This window comes from Pseudomonas sp. AD21, from assembly GCF_002878485.1.
Lineage (GTDB): Bacteria > Pseudomonadota > Gammaproteobacteria > Pseudomonadales > Pseudomonadaceae > Aquipseudomonas.
This window is the reverse complement of the sequence record NZ_NQYG01000016.1, coordinates 30,675-50,034: the sequence shown is the minus strand read 5'-3', so window position 1 is coordinate 50,034 and position 19,360 is coordinate 30,675. Positions and strand designations below refer to the sequence as shown.

Here is a 19,360-nt window from a genome sequence, read left to right as displayed (position 1 = left end):
TGGAGAGAAATCTATGACTGTTGATATTCCTGCGCACCCACGCGAAACCTTGCGCCCCAGCACAATCATCGCCGAAGGTTTGCTGAACCCACGCGGCGCCTGCGTGCAGGCCGATGGCAGCCTGCTGCTGGTCGAAGCCGGTTCAGGCCTGCCAGACCAGACGTTCAGCGGTCGCATCAGCCAACTACGACCGGACCCGCTCAAGGACGGCGCCTGGCTCGCCCGCGAAACCCTGGCACAAGGTTTTCGCGCCATGAACATGCAGGCCCGTATGCTGCGCGATGAAATCATGGGGCTGTCGGACATCGCCTGTGGTGACGGGCGTTGCCTGGTCAGCCAGACCGATTATGTCGAGGGCTCAAAACTGCTGGACCTGCAATACACCCCGCCCGAGCCGGTCTTCCACAGCCGGGGCAATCTGAATGCGCTGTGTTATCACCCGACCCGCCGCAGTTGGCTGGCGGTCAAACCCGATACCAATCAGTTGGTGGAATTCAGCACCGGCGAAGTTGAGCAGGTTCTGGTGCAGTTGCCCGAACTGGACAGGGGCCAGGAAGCCGTCCCCGTCACGTTGGTGTATGAACCGGCGACGGACGCCATACTGATCAGCCTGTTCTCCGGAGAGCTGCAAAGCGACCCGGGCCGCAAAGGCATCGATTTTGCCGATCAGGCCGGCCAGGTAATCCGGGTCTGGCCCGACACCGGCCGGATCGAAGTGCTGATTCGCGGCCTGCAGCTGCCCACCGGGCTGGCGCTGTGTCCGCAAGGGAACGTGCTGGTGCTGGAACTCTGCAGCCACTTGCAACAGCCGTTGCCGCCTGACTGGAATGGCGAGCCCATGCATGGCGGCTTCAGCCGGTTCAGCGGGCGACTGTTGAGTTGTAACCTGCAAACCGCCGAGGTGACTGTGCTTGCCCGCGACCTCGATACCCCGTCCAACCTGTGCCTGTTGCAGGATGCGGTGCTGGTGAGCGAAGGCATGGGGTTGACAGGTCGGCCGCTGCCCACCCCTGACAATAAAGTGGTTGCGTTGAGCGGCAGGCTGCGTCGAGTACAGCTCTGAAAACAGATGAAAAAAGGTGCGGCCCTGTCAAGGACGCACCTTCTGTGTATTGGGTGAGCACAATCTTGCCGATCAATACGCCAGGCACGCTCGCTTCAACGTTTCGCTCGGCAACTCATTGAACAGCGCCCGATAGCTGCTGGAAAACCGCCCCAGATGCCAGAACGACCAGTTCATCGCCACTTCGGCCACTGTGGTTTCTGTCGGCCCGCGTTTGCGCAACTCGCGATGTGCGCTGTTCAACCGTCGCAAGCGCAGCCAGTGGCTCGGCGTCATGCCGGTGAAGTCTTTGAATGCATGCTGCAACTGCCGTAGCGAGACGCCCGCCACCTGAGCCAGTTCCAACAAATTGACAGTCTCTTCCGGCGAATCGGCCGCCCACTCCCCTACTCGCTTCATGATCGTCCGCTCCTCGCTACGGCGCTGCAAACCGTCGCGATCCAGGTGCACGCGAGCGTTATCGAGGATAAACAGACAGTCTTCCAGCAACTGTTGAGTCAGCGCTTCTTTACTAGGCGGATCAAGGGTTTGCGTCAACTTCGTGAGCGTCGAGCTTAACCAGCGACTGAACAAGGCGTTCTGTCCGCCGTTCAGCGGCGCCATGAACAATCCCTCGAGTCTCGCCACATCCAGACCGTGCTGACGGACAAATTCCGGGCCAAACACCACGGCGATTTCCTGGTAGTTCTCCGGGGTGATCCAGATGTTGCGGCTCTCTTCGTTGAGCAGATACAGCGCGTTGTCACTACGGTCGAAACAGAACGCCAAGGCACCCGGCGGTGCGCTGAAATTCTGCTCGACGCGGGTGTTCATCTGCTCTTCGTAAACCTGCACGCCCTGCAAGTCCAGATAGCGAATCTGCCCGGCGAAATGCCCGGGAGACATCTGCTGGTAATGCTGGACCCAACCCGGCGTGGCGCGGATTTGCTCGGTGACATCAGCGGTATTGAAAGCCTGAACCTGTAGCGGATTGCACGTTGTCATGGGAGACCTTGCGCACTCTTTTGGTGCGCTTTGGTGCTGCTTAAAGTGGATAGATGGAACTGCGAGGCACGCCCAAGATAGTCGTCAACGCGCCACAGGGGAAGGGGCGGAAGATGAAACCCGCCCTCCCCGGCGTCTATAAAACCAATAACGAGGTCTTTATGAATGCCCCTTTCGATCAGCTGTTCACGTGGCTGAAAGATCACAAGATTACCGAAGTTGAATGTGTGGTCAGCGACCTGACCGGCATTGCCCGCGGCAAGATCGCACCGACCAACAAGTTCCTGCATGAGCGAGGCATGCGCCTGCCGGAAAGTGTGCTGCTGCAAACGGTAACCGGGGATTTTGTCGACGACGACATCTACTACGACCTGCTCGATCCTGCCGATATCGACATGGTCTGCAAGCCAGTGGCTGACGCGGTCTACGTGATTCCATGGGCGATCGAGCCGACCGCCATCGTCATCCACGACACCTTCGACAAGTTCGGCAACCCGATCGAACTGTCGCCGCGCAACGTACTGAAGAAAGTCTTGCAACTCTATACCGACAAAGGCTGGAAGCCGATTGTTGCACCGGAAATGGAGTTCTACCTGACCCAGCGCTGCGAAGACCCGGACCTGCCGCTCAAGGCGCCACTGGGCCGTTCGGGCCGTGCGGAAAGCGGTCGTCAGTCGTTTTCGATCGACGCCGCCAACGAGTTCGATCCGCTGTTCGAAGACGTCTACGACTGGTGCGAACTGCAAGGTCTGGATCTGGACACACTGATCCACGAAGACGGCCCGGCGCAGATGGAAATCAACTTCCGTCACGGCGACGCACTGGATCTGGCGGACCAGATCACCGTGTTCAAACGCACCCTGCGCGAAGCGGCGCTCAAACACAACGTCACCGCCACTTTCATGGCCAAGCCGATTGGCGACGAGCCCGGCAGCGCCATGCACCTGCATCAGAGTGTGGTGGAAATCGCCACCGGCAAGCCGATCTTCGCCAATGCCGACGGCACGATGAGCGACCTGTTCCGCCATCACATCGGCGGGCTGCAGAAATACATCCCGAAAGTACTGCCAATGTTCGCGCCCAACGTCAACTCGTTCCGCCGCTTCCTGCCGGACACTTCGGCACCGGTGAACGTCGAATGGGGCGAAGAAAACCGTACCGTCGGCTTGCGTGTGCCAACCTCCGGCCCGGAAGCGATGCGCGTGGAAAACCGCTTGCCGGGTGCCGACGCCAACCCGTACCTGGCGATCGCCGCGAGCTTGCTCTGCGGTTACATCGGCATGATCGACAAGGTCGAGCCGAGTGCTGCCGTTGAAGGTCGGGCCTACGAGCGCCGCAATTTGCGCTTGCCGATCACCATCGAAGAAGCGCTGACGCAAATGGAAGAGTGCGACACCGTTGCCCAGTACCTGGGCAGCAAGTTCGTACGCGGTTACGTCGCCGTCAAACGCGCCGAGCACGAAAACTTCAAGCGCGTGATCAGTTCATGGGAACGCGAGTTCCTGCTGCTGAGCGTCTAAACCAATCCGCAAAGCCCCTTCACCCCCTGTGGGAGGGGCTTTAGTGGGAGGGGCTTGATCCCGAAAGCGGTGTGCCAGTCAACAGTAATGTTCAACGTGCCGGCCTCTTCGGGAGCAAGCCCCCTCCCGCAGAGGAACAATGAGCGACCTGAAAATCCAGAACCACCTGAAAAAATCCAATAACTTCAAGAGGTGTCGATATGCGTCTACTGAAATCCATGGTCCCCGCCGCACTGGCGCTGGTGTGCAGCACTGCAGCCCTGGCTCAGCCACAGGTCAGCGTCTACAACTGGACCGACTACATCGGTGAAACCACCCTCGCCGACTTCCAGGCCAAGACCGGGATCAAGGTGATCTACGACGTTTTCGATTCCAACGAAACCCTGGAAGGCAAGCTCCTCGCCGGCCGTACCGGCTACGACGTGGTGGTGCCGTCCAACCACTTTCTCGCCCGTCAGGTGAAGGCCGGCGCGTTCCTCAAGCTGGATCGCGAGCAGCTGCCGAACTGGAAAAACCTCGACCCGAAACTGCTTGCGCTGCTGGAGAAAAACGACCCGCAGAACGCGCACTCGGTGCCGTACCTGTGGGGCACCAACGGCATTGGCTACAACGTCGACAAGGTCAAGCAAGTGCTGGGCATCGATCACATCGACTCCTGGGCGGTGCTGTTCGAGCCGGAAAACATCAAGAAACTCTCGCAGTGCGGCGTGTCGATGATGGACTCGGCCGACGAAGTGTTCCCGGCCATCCTCAACTACATGGGTATGGACCCGCGCAGCGAAAACCCGGAAGACTTCAAAAAGGCTGAAGCCAAGCTGCTGAGCATCCGCCCGTATATCACCTACTTCCACTCCTCCAAATACGTCTCAGACCTGGCCAATGGCGACATCTGCGTGGCCTTCGGTTACTCCGGTGACGTGTTCCAGGCCGCCAACCGCGCCAAGGAAGCCAAGAATGGCGTGAACATCGCCTACGCCATTCCCAAAGAAGGCGCCAACCTGTGGTTCGATCTGTTGGCCGTTCCCACGGATGCGGCCAACGCCAAGGAAGCCCACGCCTTCATTAATTACCTGCTCGATCCACAGGTGATCGCCAAGGTCAGCGCCTCAGTCGGTTACGCCAACCCGAATCCGGCCGCCAAGCAGTACATGGACGTGGCGCTGGTGAGCAACCCAGAGGTTTATCCGTCGCAGGAAGTCCTCGACAAACTGTACATTTCCACCACCCCGCCCCAGTCGATCATGCGTCTGATGACCCGGTCCTGGAGCAAAGTGAAGTCGAACAAATGAATCAGTACACCCAGGAACACGCCCGCTCCTATTACGCAGCTTCGGCGCGGGCAACCACTCCCTACCCCAAGCTGGACGGCGACCTGAGCGTTGATGTCTGCGTGATCGGCGGCGGGTTCACCGGGGTCAACACCGCCATCGAACTCGCTCAGCGCGGGTTGTCGGTGGTGTTGATCGAGGCCCGACGCATCGGCTGGGGCGCCAGCGGGCGCAACGGCGGGCAGTTGATCCGCGGCATCGGCCATGAAGTCGAAGGCTTTGCCCGCTATGTCGGTAATGACGGCGTGCGTTACTTGCAACGCGCCGGCATTGATTCGGTGGAACTGGTGCGCCAACGCATCACTGACCACAACATCGAGTGCGACTTGCGCTGGGGCTTCTGTGAGCTGGCCAACACTCCCGCCCAGTTCGCCGCGTTCAAGGCGGAGCAAGTCAGCCTCGGAGAACTTGGCTACCGCCATGAGACCCGGCTGGTCGGCCCCGAGCAGATTCGCAAGCAAGTGGTCAACGCCGACGTCTACGCCGGTGGTCTGGTGGACATGGGCTCCGGCCATCTGCATCCACTGGACCTGGTGCAGGGTGAAGCGCGCCTGGCGGCGTCCCTCGGCGTGCGAATTTTCGAACAGAGCCCGGTGCAGCAGATCATCCACGGCGAAACCGTCCTGGTGCGCTGCGCCAACGGCACCGTGCGCGCCGGCAGTCTGGTGCTCGGTTGCAACGCGCACCTGGACGAACTCGAACAGCAGCTCAGCGGCAAAGTACTGCCCGCCGGCAGCTACATCATCGCCACCGAGCCGTTGTCCGAGGAGCGCGCCGCGCAACTGATCCCGCACAACCTTGCACTGTGCGACCAGAAAGTCGGCCTCGATTACTACCGGCTCTCGGCAGATCGGCGTCTGTTGTTCGGCGGTGCGTGCCACTACTCCGGTCGCGATCCGGCGGATATCGCCGCCTACATGCGACCGAAGATGCTGAAAGTCTTCCCGCAACTGGCGGATGTGCGCATCGACTATCAGTGGGGCGGCAAGATCGGCATTACCGCCAACCGCTTCCCGCAGGTCGGGCGTCTCAAACAGCAGCCGAACGTGTTCTACGCTCAGGGTTATTCCGGTCACGGCCTGAACGTCACGCACTGGTGCGCCAAGTTGCTGGGCGAGGCAATCCACGCGGGCCACAGTCAGGGCATGGACGTGTTCAGCGCGGTGCCACACATGACTTTCCCTGGTGCCCCGGCCCTGCGTTCGCCGCTGCTGGCATTGGGCATGTTCTGGTATCGGCTGCGTGAGCTGGTGGGTTGACGGCGTAACAGGAATTAATCCTTTCGGTTTGCTCTATCGCAAGGCACTTCTATATTGATGAAGTGCTTTTGCGTTCCTGGCGCTCAGTGCCCAACAAACCGAGGAGGACATGGATGAAGTCGTCAGCCGCCGATGAGCCGCGAGCACCGGGCCAAGCCCCGATCAAGACCCGACGTTTCAGCATTTCACTGGTGTGGATCGTCCCGATCGTGGCGGTGCTGGTCGGCGTTTCGCTGGTGGTGCACAACCTGATGCAGGAAGGCCCGACGATCATCGTCAACTTCAAGACCGGCAGCGGCCTGACCGCCAACAAGACCGAGGTCAAATACCGCAATGTGGTGATCGGTCAGGTGACAGACGTTGAGTTGAGCGGCGATCAGAAAAGCGTCGACGCCACCATCAAACTGTCCAAACAGGCCGAAACCTTCACCCGCGAAGACTCGCAATTCTGGGTCGTGCGCCCCCGCATCGGCGCCGGCGGTGTGTCGGGCATCGACACCCTGCTCTCCGGCGACTACATCGGCGCCGACATTGGTCAGGCCGACAACCGCGCCAAACACTTCAAGGGCCTGGAAAATCCACCCCCCATCACCTACGGCGAACCGGGCAAGCGCTTCATGCTTCACGCGCCGGATCTTGGCTCGCTGGACATCGGTTCTCCGGTTTATTACCGCAAGATTCCGGTCGGCCAGGTCGTCACCTACACCCTCAATTCCGAGGGCAAAGGGGTGGATATCGAAGTCTTCATTCACTCGCCGAACGACACGTTCGTCACCGAGAACACCCGGTTCTGGAATGCCAGCGGCATCGATATCAATGTCGGCGCCAATGGCTTTGCGGTGAAGACCGAATCGCTGTCGACCCTGCTAGTGGGCGGCATCGCTTTCCGTGCTCCGGATTACAGCCCCAACGATGTCGCAGCCGCCGATGACAAGGATTTCGAGTTGTTCGCCGACCAGCAGACCGCCCTTGCCCCACCCAACGGCAAGGCGCAATACATGGTGCTGCGTTTCGACCAGTCGCTGCGCGGGCTCAAGGTCGACGCGCCGGTCGAGTTCCTCGGCATGGAGATCGGCCGGGTGGTGGGAATCAACCTGGATTTCGACGCGAAAAAGCGCACCTTTCCGCTTAATGTCGGGATCGTCATTTACCCGCAGCGCCTCGGCCAGGCCTACAAAAAGATGCTGACCGAATTCAAGCATGATCCCAACGACGAAGCCGCCGGCATTCGCCTGCTCGGCACCTTCGTCGATAACGGCCTGCGCGCCCAGGCCCGTAGCGGTAACCTGCTGACCGGACAGCTGTACATCGCGCTGGATTTCTTCCCGAAAGCCGAGAAAGTCGCATTCGATGCAACGGTCCGGCCAGTGATCCTGCCAACCATTCCCGGCAGCCTCGAGCAACTGCAGGAAAAACTCGAGTCGGTGGTCGACAAGCTCAACAAACTGCCGGTCGACAGGATTGCCAGCAACCTCGACAGCAACCTCGTGGAGTTACGCAAAGGCCTGACCCAGTTCAACGCGAAAACCTTGCCGGGCGTGCAGAACACGCTGGCCGACGTGAGCAAGACCTTGCAGTCCGCCAGTTCGACATTGGCCGAAGACTCTCCACAGCGTGAGAAACTGACCGAAACCCTCGACGAACTCGGGCGCATGTCGCGTTCGCTGCGGGAGCTGTCGGATTACCTGGGGCGCCATCCGGAATCGCTGATCCGTGGTCGCCCGGACAACGCTGCACCGCTGGACCTGAAGGGACCACCGCGCAATTGAGCACAGGAGCTACCCCATGGCTTTACCGCTGAAGATCACCGTGCTCGCTGCGTTTTTGCTCCTTGGCGCCTGCCGCAGCGAACCGATCAGCTTTCACACCCTGACCCCGGTGCAGTTGCCCACTTCCCGCGCCGGCACGCAGATTCCCATCGAGGGCATCAGCGTGCCGCCGCAAGTCGACCGCCCGCAAATCGTCATCCGTCAGGGCAACAACGGCCTGGCGATTCTGGAAACTCAATGGTGGGGCGCAAGTCTGGCGGATGAGTTACGCAGTGCGTTAAGCGATCAACTGAGCAATACCGGCAGTCGCGGCAATGTCTCGGTGCGCATCGATGTGCAGCGGTTTGATTCGATCCCCGGCCAATACGGACTGATCGACGTCAAATGGCGCCTGCGCCCGAGCGGTGCGGCGGACAATAGCCTGCTGACGTGCCATTCGACCTTGCAAACACCCTCCGGCCCGAGCATCGATGAGCTGGTGACGGCACAACAGAATAACGTCAGACGCCTGGCGGCACTGATCAATCAGGCGGTGGGCAATTCACGCACGTGTCCGTCGGCAACTTGAGTCGCCGCCGATAGCGTGACGGTGAAACGGCAACCGTTGGGTTCGCGAGTCACCAGTTGGACTTGCCAGCGTTGATGGCTGCAGATCCGCTGCACCAGCGACAACCCCAGTCCAAGCCCTTCACCGCGCTGTTCATCACCGCGCACGAATGGCTGAAACATCGCGTGGCGTTTCTCTTCCGGTATTCCGATACCACTGTCCTCGACCACGAAGCTGTCCTTGAGCAATGACAACCGGACAAAGCCGTGATCGGTGTAGTGCCAGGCATTACGCAAAAGATTGCCCATGACCGACTGCAAAAACGTCAGGTCATAGCGCGTGGTGCCAGCCAGTTGCGGCTCGTAGATAAACTCCAGACCCTTTTCGCGAATCAGTCGCCCCCAGATTTCCACCTGAGCATCGGCAATATCCTTGAGGGTGCAGGTGGCTGCGGTGCCAAGCTCTTCAGGCTTGCGCGCGAGCATCAAAAAGGTCTCGACCAGTTGGCGCATCTCGGCGCTGGCGCGGGCAATGCGTTTGACCTGCGCAGTGGAACGCGGATCAAGCGAAGGGTTGACCAGCAACAGCTCGCAGGAGCTGGCCAGAATCATCAATGGCGTGCGCAGTTCATGGCTCACGTCACTGGTGAAGAGCTTTTCCCGATTCAGGGTTTCTCGTAACCGGCCAAGGGTCTGGTCAAAAGACTGTGCCAACTCCCCTACCTCATCATCGGCATAATCGGGACGCAATGCCGGGGCAACCGCAATCAACTGATCACGATGACGCACCTGCCCCGCCAGGCGAATCACCGGTGCCATGACCTGACGCGCCAACAACCTGCCGAGCGCGACAGCCAACATGACGCTGAGGATGAAGCCGACGATCACCACGACGAACAGCAGGTGCTCCCGCTGTTCAAAACTTTCCTGATTGCGCAGCAGCACATATTTGCGTCCGCCAACCGCGTCGACCATGGCGTAGAAGTCATCGCCGTTGAGCGATATCTCCTGGAAACCCAAGGGCAGGCTCGCCAATGGCTCCGTCAGCGCCATGGGACCCGGGCCGTTCTCGAAGAAAAACAATTCGCTTTTTTCCGGCTCATGCCGCCATTGGCTGATGTCGTCCATCGCCAGCAACCGGCGCAACCCACCGTTCAGGGCGGTCATGGTCAACTTGTGTTCCACGACATGTACGGTGGCGACAATGCCCATGGCGAACACACCGGCAACCAGAGCGCTCATCAAGGCGAACACAATCACAATTCGATTGGCGAGGCTTTGCTTGAGGTCCATCCGGTTCAATGACTCCAGGGCTGATATCAGAACATAGGCAAGCTTGCGCGCGATGACGTTGCCCAAGGGGCGCAGCTTCGCCTCCATCGCTGCCATTGTTAAGTAGCTCCGATAAACAAAACGCGTATTTGAGTTTGTTTATCAAATAGCCGTTTTAGTTAAAACACGCTGCCCCTCGCAAATTTTTCACATGTTCTTCACTGCCCCGCCACGTGTCTGACCGTAGTGTTCAGCAGCCATTCAAGCAAACCACCGTAAAGTAACTAACCTTCTCGAGCTTACGTTGCACTTTGTGTGCGCTGAATGGAACTCGGGAATGACAAGGGGCAACGTTTTGGTTGAATTAATACAAGTACAATCAGCGTCCAAGCGATGGGATCTGTCTCGTCCGCGCACCTGGGCAATCATTGCTGCCGGTTTGCTGGTGATCGCACTCATTTGCGGCTTCGTCTGGATGCAACGCTCGCCCGCCAATCTGCGCTATGCCAGTGCGTCTGCCACCCAGGAATGGGTGAACGCCTGGCAGGCCGGCGAAGTCGTCGCGCTGGTGCGTCATACCGAGCGTTGCGACCGCTCGACCAATACCTGCCTGGGTCCGGCGGACGGTATCACTCAGGCTGGCAGTGTTGCTGCAGCTGGCGTAGGTCGTGGCTTCACGCAGCTGGGTCTGCAGAAAACCCAGTTCTTCAGCAGCCCGCTGACGCGCACCATGCAGACCGCGCATTACATGCTCGGCCACGATGCAGTCGCCCAGGAATGGCTGGAAACCTGTGGCCCGTCACTGCGCGATGACGTGGTGGCGCACAAGACGCCCGGGCAGAACATGATCCTGGTGACTCACAGTGGCTGCATCGCCGACTTTGAAAGGCAAACCGGTTATCCCCGGGCAGTTGCTGCCGAATATGGCAGCGCGGTTTTAGTCCGGATAGACGCGCAAGGCCAACTCAAAGTGATTGGCATCATGAATCCCGAAGGCTGGCAACACATGAACAAATAAATAAGCAAGCTTTTTCTGCGCAACTTTGCGGTATTGCGCAAACAAGCCTCTGGCCTGCGGGTTGGCGCCTGCCAATTTGTAATAAAACATGTTTTTTAGTTTCAAAAACTGGACATATTCCGTTTTAAAGCTTGTCTTTCCAGAGAGAACTTAGAGCTGGAGGCACGCCAGTTCTCTGAATACAGGAGACGTCCACCGGACGTGCTCGCACCTGCATTCATCCAACCCGGTGACACGCCTGCTACGGAAATCGCCAGGCGCGTCATTGAAACGCACACTTGTACTGCACCAAGGTCCAGTCATGACGTCTGAGAACAAACCGTTGCATCACGCGGCTGTGAATTTGCCACGCCTCCACCAGAGCAGCTTGATCGAGCGTTTTGCGATCCCCGGTCTGGTACTGGCGTTCGTAGTGTTTTATCTGCTGCCACTGATGACCCACGGCCTGTGGATTCCCGATGAAACCCGGTATGGCCAGATCAGCCAGGAAATGCTGCAGAGCGGCAACTGGGTGGCGCCGCACTTCATGGGCATTCGCTATTTTGAAAAACCGATTGCCGGCTACTGGATGATTGCCATCGGCCAGGCGATTTTCGGCGAGAACCTGTTCGGCGTGCGCATCGCCTCGGCGCTCAGCAGCGGCGTCAGCGTATGGCTGGCGTATCTGCTGGCCCGCCGTCTGTGGAACAACCCACGCATCAGCGCTGCTTGTGCCCTCCTTTATATGAGCTTCGGTTTGATCGCCGGTCAGGCGGGCTATGCCAACCTCGATCCGCAGTTCACGTTGTGGGTCAACCTGAGCCTGGTCGCGATCTGGTTTGCCATCGACAGCCACACCCCGCGCGGTCGCCTGGGGGGCTGGGCGCTGCTCGGACTCGCTTGCGGCATGGGTTTGATGACCAAGGGCTTTCTCGCCCTGATGTTGCCGGTGCTGATCGCCCTCCCCTACATGATCTGGCAGCGGCGTTTTGGCGAACTGGTGCGCTATGGCCTGGTGGCCGTGGCGGTGGCGGCACTGGTCAGCGTGCCGTGGGCCCTGGCCGTAAACGCCCGTGAACCGGACTTCTGGCGTTTCTTCTTCTGGCACGAACACATCCGTCGCTTTGCCGCCGGTGAAGACGCACAGCATGCGCGCCCATGGTGGTTCTATCTGCCGCTGCTGTTTGCTTCCACCTTGCCGTGGGCACTGCTGTTGCCTTCGACGCTGCTGCGCACCTGGCGCGAAAAGCGCGATCCGAAAATCGGCTTCCTGGCCTTGTGGTTTGTATTGCCACTGGCATTTTTCAGCGCAAGCAGCGGCAAACTGCCGACCTACATCATGCCGTGCCTGCTGCCATTGGCCTTGTTGATGGGCCACACGCTGATGGGCTGGCTCGATCGCCAGGACGGCCGGGTCTTGCGGACCAACGGCGTGGTCAATGTGGTGCTGGCCTGTGCCGGACTGGTCGCGCTGATCTATCTGCAGGCGACCCGCGAAGTTTACGAACACGCCGAAATGTTCAGCCTGTCGCTGGCCTACATCGTGCTGCTCGGCTGGCTCATCGGCGGCTCGCTGCAGACATTGCGGCCACTGACGCTGTGGGCGATGCCGGCGCTGGGCATTGGCCTGCTCATCGCGCTGCTGCCGGCCGCCATGCCAGCGACCATCGTCAACAGCAAGATGCCGGATCAGTTCATTGCCGAACACCAGCAGGAACTGAGCGCAACCACCTCGTTGCTGAGTAACGACCTGGGGGCAGCGTCTGCGTTGTCCTGGCGCCTGCGCCGCCCGCAGGTGGATCTGTTCAACACCGTTGGCGAACTCAAGTACGGTCTCGATGACCCGGCCATGGCTTCGCGCAAAGTCAGTCTGGACAGTGTCGGGGAGTGGATGACCGAAGCGCGTAAAAAAGGCTCGGTCGGCGTGGTGATGCGGGTCAACAGCACATCGGATGCGCAGCAACTCGAGCTGCTGCCCATCGATGGCAAGCACTACCGCCGTGGCCAACTGGAAATCCTCATCTTCGACCAGAGCCAGCCATGACCCGGAACAACACTGACCGGGGGCCGTTGCTGCTCCTGTTGGCGGCGACTGCCCTGCTGTTATTGCTCGGCCTGGGCAGTCGCGAACTGTGGGGCGCGGAAACCCGCTGGGCCAACATCGCGCTGCAGATGCTGCAAAGCGGTGACTATTTCGACCCGTACCTCAAGGGCAGTCCGTATTACGACAAGCCGCTGCTGTCGTACTGGCTGATCACCGCCACCTCCTGGTTGACCGGTGGGCTGGGGCATTGGTCGCTGCGACTGTCTTCGGTCATTTCGGCGTGGTTCAGCGTGTGGCTGGTGTACCTGCTCGGCGAGCAACTGTTTCGCAAGGGCACCGGACTGATCGCGGGCTGGATGCTGGCGACCACCTTCTATTTCGTGTTCTGGGCGCGGGTGGCCACGGCCGACATCCTCACCGTGTGCGGGATTCTGGCCGCGGTCTGGTGGTACTGGCGCGGGCCGGATGACACGCGCTTTTCGCGTTATCTGGTGTTCTTCGGCTTGCTGTCGCTGACATCGCTGTTCAAGGGACTGATCGGTTTCATCCTGCCCGGGCTGGTGCTGTTGCCGCACCTGGTCAGCGAACATCGCTGGAAACGCCACCTGAACCTGCGCCTGTGCGCCGCCCTGCTGATTGCCGGCGCCTTCTATATGGTGCCGTTCCTGCTGTCGCATCTCTACGGTGCGCCGAACTACGGCGAAAGCGGCCTGGGCCTGGTTCTGCGGGAAAACGTCGTGCGGTTTTTCCAGCCGTTTGATCAATTCGGGCCGATTTACACCTACCTGATCTATCTGCCGGTCTACACCCTGCCCTGGGCGCCGTGCTGGATCATTGCGTTGTGGGTGGCGATCCGCAACTGGCGTGAGATCGAGCCGGACACCCGCTGGCTGATCCTCGGCCTCGGCTTGCTGATGCTGTTTTTCACCGCCAGCGGCAGCCGTCGCAGTTACTACGTGCTGCCACTGGTGCCGTTCGCGCAATTGCTCGGCGCCTGGTGGATCACCCGACGCATGGCCGCGCGCAACTCCGAAGGCCGTGGCTGGAAAATCGGCTTCGGCGTGGCCACCGTTGCCCTGGTTGCGATCCTTGGCGTGCTCTATCCGTGGACCAACAGTGGCGGCGGCGCGATTCCGTTTGGCGACTCGGTACGTCAGCAGGCCAGCCAACAGGCACCGCTCAACCAGTGGCGGATGGTCATGGTCGAGGTCGACAACAAGGTGCCGATGTACCTGCAAACCGGCGGTGCACCGTTCTATTACGTGCAAGAAGGTCAGGACTTTCCGCGCTCGGGAGACACCGCAGCGCTGATGAACTGGCTGGAGCGCACCAGCGGCCAGCATTGGGATCCGCAACGCACGATCATTGTCGCCCAGTACCGCACCGGCGAAACACCGCCGCTGAATTATCTGAGTAGCGACCATCAGGTCATCACCACCACCCCCACCCGCGGCGAGCAGCTCTTTCACGGCCGTGAAGACCAGAGCGTTGCGTACATCCCAAACCCTTCCTGAAAAACCACGTCATCGGGCGCACGGCAATCGTGCGCCTTGTGACGTCGTCGCCTAATCTGAATGACAATGACAAGTATTAACGGTTTGTTTGACGTTTTTTTCTCATTTGCCCCCCTAAATTGCCCTGCGACTTAACACTTGCAAATCATTCGCATTGCATCACGCTGCGAAGGCTTGCCTATAACGTCTTATAAACAGGAGCTCACCGGTCATGCACCCACGTATTGCATCGTTCTTCAAACCCGCTCTGCTGACGACCGCCCTGCTCGTTGCCAGCCACGCAGTGGCTGCTGACGCCGTTGGTATCGTGGTCTACAACGCGCAACACGAAAGTCTGACCAAAGCCTGGGTTGACGGTTTCACCCAGGAAACCGGCATTCCGGTCACGATTCGCAATGGCGACGACACCGAGATGGGCAACCAGCTCGTTCAGGAAGGTTCGGCCTCGCCGGCTGACGTGTTCCTCACGGAAAACTCCCCGGCCATGGTGCTGGTCGATAACGCCAGGCTGTTCGCCCCGGTAGCACCGACAACGCTTGAGCAGGTGGATTCGGCTTACCGCCCGGCTCACGGCCAATGGGTCGGCATCGCTGCCCGCTCGACGGTGTTCGTCTACAACCCGGCCAAGCTGGCCGAGAAAGACTTGCCAAAATCCCTGCTCGACCTGGCCAAACCTGACTGGAAAAGTCGCTGGGCCGCCTCGCCTGCCGGTGCCGACTTCCAGGCGATCGTCGCCGCCGTGCTTGAGCAGAAAGGCGAAGCTGCCACGCTGGACTGGCTCAAAGGCATGAAAACCAACGCGACGATCTATCGCGGCAACAGCGCCGTGCTCAAAGCGGTGAATGCCGGCCAGATCGACAGCGGCGTGATCTACCACTATTACAGCTTCGTCGATCAGTCCAAGACCGGCGAAAACAGCAAGAACACCAAACTGCACTACTTCAAACATCAGGACCCGGGTGCGTTCGTGAGCATTTCCGGCGCTGGCGTACTGGCTTCCAGCAAGCATCAGGACGAAGCCCAGCAGTTCGTCAAATACATCACCGGCAAACAGGGCCAGGAAGTCCTGCACACCGGCAATTCGTTTGAGTACGCGGTTGGCAAGGGCGCCCAGTCCAACCCGAAACTGGTACCACTCAAAGACCTCGATGCGCCAAAGGTCGATGCCTCGAAACTCGACAGCAAGAAAGCCGTCGAGCTGATGACTCAGGCCGGACTGCTGTAAGTGATGCCTGAAACCCTGCCGGCGGGGGTGGTTTCGGCCTCCCCCGCCCAGCGCTCACGTGCCACCCGCGCCCTCAATGGTCGCGGGGGATCGTGGGTGGTCGTTCTGGCGATTATCGTTTCCTTGCTGTCGCTGCTGCCGATCGGGTTCGTGATCGGCGTGTCGTGGTATACCGGCTGGGCGACTATCGAAGCCATGGTGTTCCGCCCACGCGTGGCCGAATTATTGATCAACACCGTTTTGCTGGTGCTGATCACCCTGCCTATCTGCGTCGTGCTCGGCACGGCACTGGCCTGGTTGACCGAACGCAGCAATCTGCCCGGGCGCCGCCTCTGGTCGTTGCTCGCGGTTGCGCCGCTGGCGGTCCCGGCGTTCGTCCACAGTTATGCGTGGGTCAGCCTGGTGCCCTCGATTCACGGATTGCCGGCCGGTGTGCTGGTGTCGGTGATTGCGTACTTTCCGTTTCTTTATCTGCCGGTGGCCGCGACGTTGCGTCGTCTCGATCCAGCCATTGAAGACGTTGCCGAATCTCTCGGGCTCAAACCCCGGGCGGTGTTCTTGCGCGTGGTCTTGCCGCAGTTGCGGCTGGCGATTTGTGGGGGCGCACTGTTGGTCGGTCTGCATTTACTGGCCGAATACGGCCTGTACGCGATGATCCGTTTCGACACGTTCACCACGGCGATCTTCGATCAGTTCAAATCGACCTTTAACGGCCCGGCCGCGAACATGCTCGCCGGGGTGTTAGCGCTCTGCTGCCTGGCCATGCTAAGCGCCGAGTCTACTGCGCGTGGCCAGGCGCGCTACGCCCGGATTGGCTCGGGCAGCGCCCGTGAACAGCGCACGGTGCGCTTGAGTCGCGGTGCGATCGTCCTCGGCCTCGGCCTGCAAATCGTCACCTGCCTGCTGGCCCTCGGCGTGCCGCTGCTGACGCTGGGCCGCTGGTTGATGGCCGGTGGCGTAGAGGTCTGGGAAGGTGGCGAGTGGCTGCCGGCCTTGCTGCAGACGCTTGCATTGGGTGTCGCGGGGGCGCTGTTGACCACTGTGGCGGCGATCCCCATTGCCTGGCTGTCGATCCGTGCTCCCGGCCGATTGCAGCGCTTGCTCGAAGGCTGCAATTACATCACCAGTTCGCTGCCCGGCATTGTTGTGGCGCTGGCTTTGGTGACGGTCACCATTCACTTCGCCCGCCCGATCTACCAGACCACCATCACCGTGCTGCTGGCATACCTGCTGATGTTTCTGCCACGCGCGCTGGTCAGCTTGCGCGCCGGTTTCGCGCAAGCGCCGGTAGAGCTGGAAAACATCGCGCAAAGCCTCGGCCGCTCACCCGTGCGCGCCCTGTGGCTGATCACCCTGCGCCTGGCTGCGCCGGGTGCGGCTGCCGGTGCGGCACTGGTGTTTCTGGCGATCACCAATGAATTGACCGCCACCCTGTTGCTCGCGCCTAACGGCACGCGCACCCTGGCCACCGGTTTCTGGGCCATGACCAGCGAAATCGACTACGCCGCCGCAGCGCCTTACGCCCTGCTGATGATCGTGCTCTCGCTGCCGTTGACGGCCATTCTCTATCACCAATCAAGACGTACGGCTGGCCGATGAACGCTCTCGAAATCACCTCACTCAGCAAAGCCTTCGGTGCCCAGACTGCTCTGGATGACATCTGCCTGTCGGTGCCGTCGGGCAGCCGCACGGTCATCGTCGGGCCGTCGGGCTCCGGTAAAACCACCTTGTTGCGAATGATTGCCGGGTTCGAATTCCCCGATGCCGGCAGCCTGTCGCTCAACGGCGAAGTGCTGGTCGACAGCAGCCACGCGGTGCCGGCCTATCAACGCCAGATCGGCTATGTGCCGCAGGATGGCGCGCTGTTTCCGCACATGACCGTCGCCGCCAACATCGGCTTCGGCCTGACGCAAAACGGCACCGCGAGAAACCAGCGCATCCTTGAGTTGATGGACAGCGTAGCGCTGGACGCCAACATGGCGACGCGTTGGCCTCACGAGTTGTCCGGCGGCCAGCAGCAACGTGTCTCGCTGGCGCGGGCTCTGGCGCAACAACCTCGTCTGATGCTGCTCGACGAGCCGTTTTCAGCGCTCGACACCGGTTTGCGCGGGGCCATGCGCAAAATGGTTGCGCGGCTGCTGGAGAACGCCGGGGTGACCACCATTCTGGTCACCCATGACCAAAGCGAAGCGCTGTCGTTTGCCGACCAGTTGGCGGTGATGCGCGGCGGCCGGCTGGTGCAGTCCGGGCACCCGATGGACCTTTATCGTTATCCGAGCGATGAACAGACGGCGCATTTCCTCGGTGAAGCCGTGGTCATGCCAGCGCGGATCGAGTCCGGCTGGGCACATTGCGATCTCGGGCGTGTGGCCGTGAACACCAACGGTTTTGCCGGCAGCGCGCAGATCATGCTGCGGCCCGAGCAACTGCAAATAACCGATGCGCCTGCCGACACCCAAGGCTGCCATGCGGTCGTGACCGAGCGGGATTTTGGTGGCAATACCTGCACCCTGACCGTCGAACTGCGCCCGCAGACTGCACAGGATGCCGGGCGCTCGCTATTGGTGCGCAGCACCGGCATGCATGCGCCACCAGCCGGTAGCGCCGTGCAGTTGTCGATTCTCGGTGCCGCGCACGTTTTTGACATGCGCTGATCAGAGGTCGAAACGGTCCACCGCCCGCCGGCGTTCATTGTCATCACGGACGTCGTAATTGGCCGTCGTCTGGATGTTGCTGTGGTGCGCGAGTTTCTGCGCGATCGACAGATCGTGCTCCTCGATCACCCGGGTGATGAACGAGCGACGGAAGTCGTGAGGCATGATCTTCACCCCGACCTGTGTGCCGCGCTGGCGGGCGATGTAGTAGATCGCATGCTTGGTGATGCGCTCGCGGGTGATGTGGCTGCCACGGCGAATACGGTTGAACAGGAAGGCATCATCGCTCTCGCCTTCCTTGAGCTGCGAACGACGCAACTCAAGCCAGGCATCGAGTTTGGCGAAGGCCCAGGCCGGGGCGTACTTGATCAACTGTTTGTTGCCCTTGGCGGTCACGCACAGGCTGCGCTCGGTGAAATCGACCTGATTCAGGTCCAGATCCACTGACTCCGACTTGCGCATGCCGGTGCCGTACAGCAGCGCAATCACTGCGGCGTCGCGCAAGCCCTGCGGGCGCGGGTCGGCGGCGCAGACCTCCATCAACTCGTGAATCAACGTGCGCTTGAGATTGCGCCCCTGCGACAACCGGGTGCCGGCGATGCCTTTTACGGAGCGCATTTTCAGCAGGTGTTCCTGACTGATCAGGCTCATGCGCCACGCCTCATTCATAACCCCACGCACGGCGTTTACATAGAGTGATGAGGTATTGGGCGCATAGTTGTCTTCGCGCAAAGCCGCGACTAAGGCCACGACATCTTCCGGTTGCAAGGCGTGCCACGGGATCTCTTCGACATTCATGTCTTCGAAGCCCAAACGGTCGGCAGCGTCTTGTAAAACGTAACGCATGGTGAGTTGGCTGGAAGGTGCCAAACGCGCCAGATACAAGGACATAGGGTTGGTTTTCGGGGTAACGGCAGGTAAAGCGGGTAAGTCAATCAAACGAAAGGCCTTGATTAAAAACTGTTCAACACAACAACTAACAACTGCAATCTACTTAATATAAAACACGTGTGACTCTGTCGGACTTTGCAAAAAAGCGCCGCGATAAGCGCTGCAAGCCTGAACAGTGGCTGTATGAAGGGGAGATAAATGATTCACCGACCGGTTTTTCATATTCCTTTCACAAAATCGGGAATAACCTTGGGCCCGACCGATCCTCAGCCGATATCGCCCAACCTGCCGGGC

General features: G+C 60.2%; 15 protein-coding genes. 12 read left to right on the top strand and 3 right to left on the bottom strand.

Features of this window, described 5'->3' with window-relative positions; genetic code table 11:
- The first annotated feature begins 13 nt into the window (after positions 1 to 13).
- A complete protein-coding gene (locus tag PseAD21_RS12740; protein WP_102355989.1) occupies positions 14 to 1,063 on the top strand; it encodes a hypothetical protein in 1,050 nt (349 codons plus the stop codon).
- 72 nt (positions 1,064 to 1,135) lie between these two features.
- Here PseAD21_RS12740 and PseAD21_RS12735 read toward each other — a convergent pair whose 3' ends face one another.
- Positions 1,136 to 2,047: a helix-turn-helix domain-containing protein gene (locus PseAD21_RS12735; protein ID WP_102355988.1), complete on the bottom strand. Its 912-nt coding sequence runs from the start codon at positions 2,045 to 2,047 to the stop codon at positions 1,136 to 1,138.
- Between the two features lie 161 nt (positions 2,048 to 2,208).
- Here PseAD21_RS12735 and PseAD21_RS12730 point away from each other — a divergent pair, with 161 nt between their 5' ends.
- The 5 genes from PseAD21_RS12730 (at position 2,209) to PseAD21_RS12710 (ending at position 8,491) form a co-directional block, all read left to right on the top strand.
- Positions 2,209 to 3,567, top strand: a complete 1,359-nt coding sequence (locus PseAD21_RS12730) for a glutamine synthetase family protein (RefSeq protein ID WP_102355987.1) — start codon at positions 2,209 to 2,211, stop codon at positions 3,565 to 3,567.
- Between the two features lie 200 nt (positions 3,568 to 3,767).
- Positions 3,768 to 4,856 (top strand): polyamine ABC transporter substrate-binding protein, encoded by a 1,089-nt coding sequence (locus tag PseAD21_RS12725; RefSeq protein WP_102355986.1) that lies wholly within the window; start codon positions 3,768 to 3,770, stop codon positions 4,854 to 4,856.
- Entirely contained in the window at positions 4,853 to 6,154 is a 1,302-nt protein-coding gene (locus tag PseAD21_RS12720; protein ID WP_102355985.1) for an FAD-binding oxidoreductase, read from the top strand. The genes PseAD21_RS12725 and PseAD21_RS12720 overlap by 4 nt, the downstream gene beginning before the upstream one ends.
- Before the next feature lie 113 nt (positions 6,155 to 6,267).
- The gene (locus PseAD21_RS12715) at positions 6,268 to 7,923 is read left to right on the top strand and encodes an intermembrane transport protein PqiB (RefSeq protein ID WP_102355984.1); all 1,656 of its coding nucleotides are present in this window, start codon (positions 6,268 to 6,270) and stop codon (positions 7,921 to 7,923) included.
- Between the two features lie 16 nt (positions 7,924 to 7,939).
- Positions 7,940 to 8,491 carry a membrane integrity-associated transporter subunit PqiC gene (locus tag PseAD21_RS12710; RefSeq protein ID WP_102355983.1) on the top strand — a complete coding sequence of 184 codons (552 nt, stop codon included), beginning with the start codon at positions 7,940 to 7,942 and terminating at the stop codon, positions 8,489 to 8,491.
- Here the strand turns inward: PseAD21_RS12710 and PseAD21_RS12705 are convergent.
- Positions 8,449 to 9,762, bottom strand: coding sequence for a HAMP domain-containing sensor histidine kinase (locus tag PseAD21_RS12705; protein WP_102356044.1), 1,314 nt, complete (start codon positions 9,760 to 9,762; stop codon positions 8,449 to 8,451). The two genes, PseAD21_RS12710 and PseAD21_RS12705, sit on opposite strands and share 43 nt — an antisense overlap.
- Positions 9,763 to 10,078: 316 nt before the next feature.
- Here PseAD21_RS12705 and PseAD21_RS12700 point away from each other — a divergent pair, with 316 nt between their 5' ends.
- The 6 genes from PseAD21_RS12700 (at position 10,079) to PseAD21_RS12675 (ending at position 18,175) form a co-directional block, all read left to right on the top strand.
- Positions 10,079 to 10,759 (top strand): histidine phosphatase family protein, encoded by a 681-nt coding sequence (locus tag PseAD21_RS12700; RefSeq protein WP_102355982.1) that lies wholly within the window; start codon positions 10,079 to 10,081, stop codon positions 10,757 to 10,759.
- Between the two features lie 301 nt (positions 10,760 to 11,060).
- The gene (arnT, locus tag PseAD21_RS12695; RefSeq protein ID WP_102355981.1) at positions 11,061 to 12,782 is read left to right on the top strand and encodes a lipid IV(A) 4-amino-4-deoxy-L-arabinosyltransferase; all 1,722 of its coding nucleotides are present in this window, start codon (positions 11,061 to 11,063) and stop codon (positions 12,780 to 12,782) included.
- Positions 12,779 to 14,296 (top strand): glycosyltransferase family 39 protein, encoded by a 1,518-nt coding sequence (locus PseAD21_RS12690; protein ID WP_102355980.1) that lies wholly within the window; start codon positions 12,779 to 12,781, stop codon positions 14,294 to 14,296. Before arnT ends, PseAD21_RS12690 begins: the two co-directional genes overlap by 4 nt.
- A gap of 211 nt (positions 14,297 to 14,507) precedes the next feature.
- Entirely contained in the window at positions 14,508 to 15,521 is a 1,014-nt protein-coding gene (locus PseAD21_RS12685) for an iron ABC transporter substrate-binding protein (protein WP_102355979.1), read from the top strand.
- A gap of 3 nt (positions 15,522 to 15,524) precedes the next feature.
- The gene (locus PseAD21_RS12680) at positions 15,525 to 17,120 is read left to right on the top strand and encodes an iron ABC transporter permease (RefSeq protein ID WP_102356043.1); all 1,596 of its coding nucleotides are present in this window, start codon (positions 15,525 to 15,527) and stop codon (positions 17,118 to 17,120) included.
- A complete protein-coding gene (locus tag PseAD21_RS12675; protein WP_102355978.1) occupies positions 17,117 to 18,175 on the top strand; it encodes an ABC transporter ATP-binding protein in 1,059 nt (352 codons plus the stop codon). Before PseAD21_RS12680 ends, PseAD21_RS12675 begins: the two co-directional genes overlap by 4 nt.
- On the opposite strand, the gene xerC is transcribed toward PseAD21_RS12675, so the two are convergent.
- Positions 18,176 to 19,066 carry a tyrosine recombinase XerC gene (gene xerC / locus PseAD21_RS12670; protein ID WP_102355977.1) on the bottom strand — a complete coding sequence of 297 codons (891 nt, stop codon included), beginning with the start codon at positions 19,064 to 19,066 and terminating at the stop codon, positions 18,176 to 18,178.
- Positions 19,067 to 19,360: the final 294 nt, after the last annotated feature.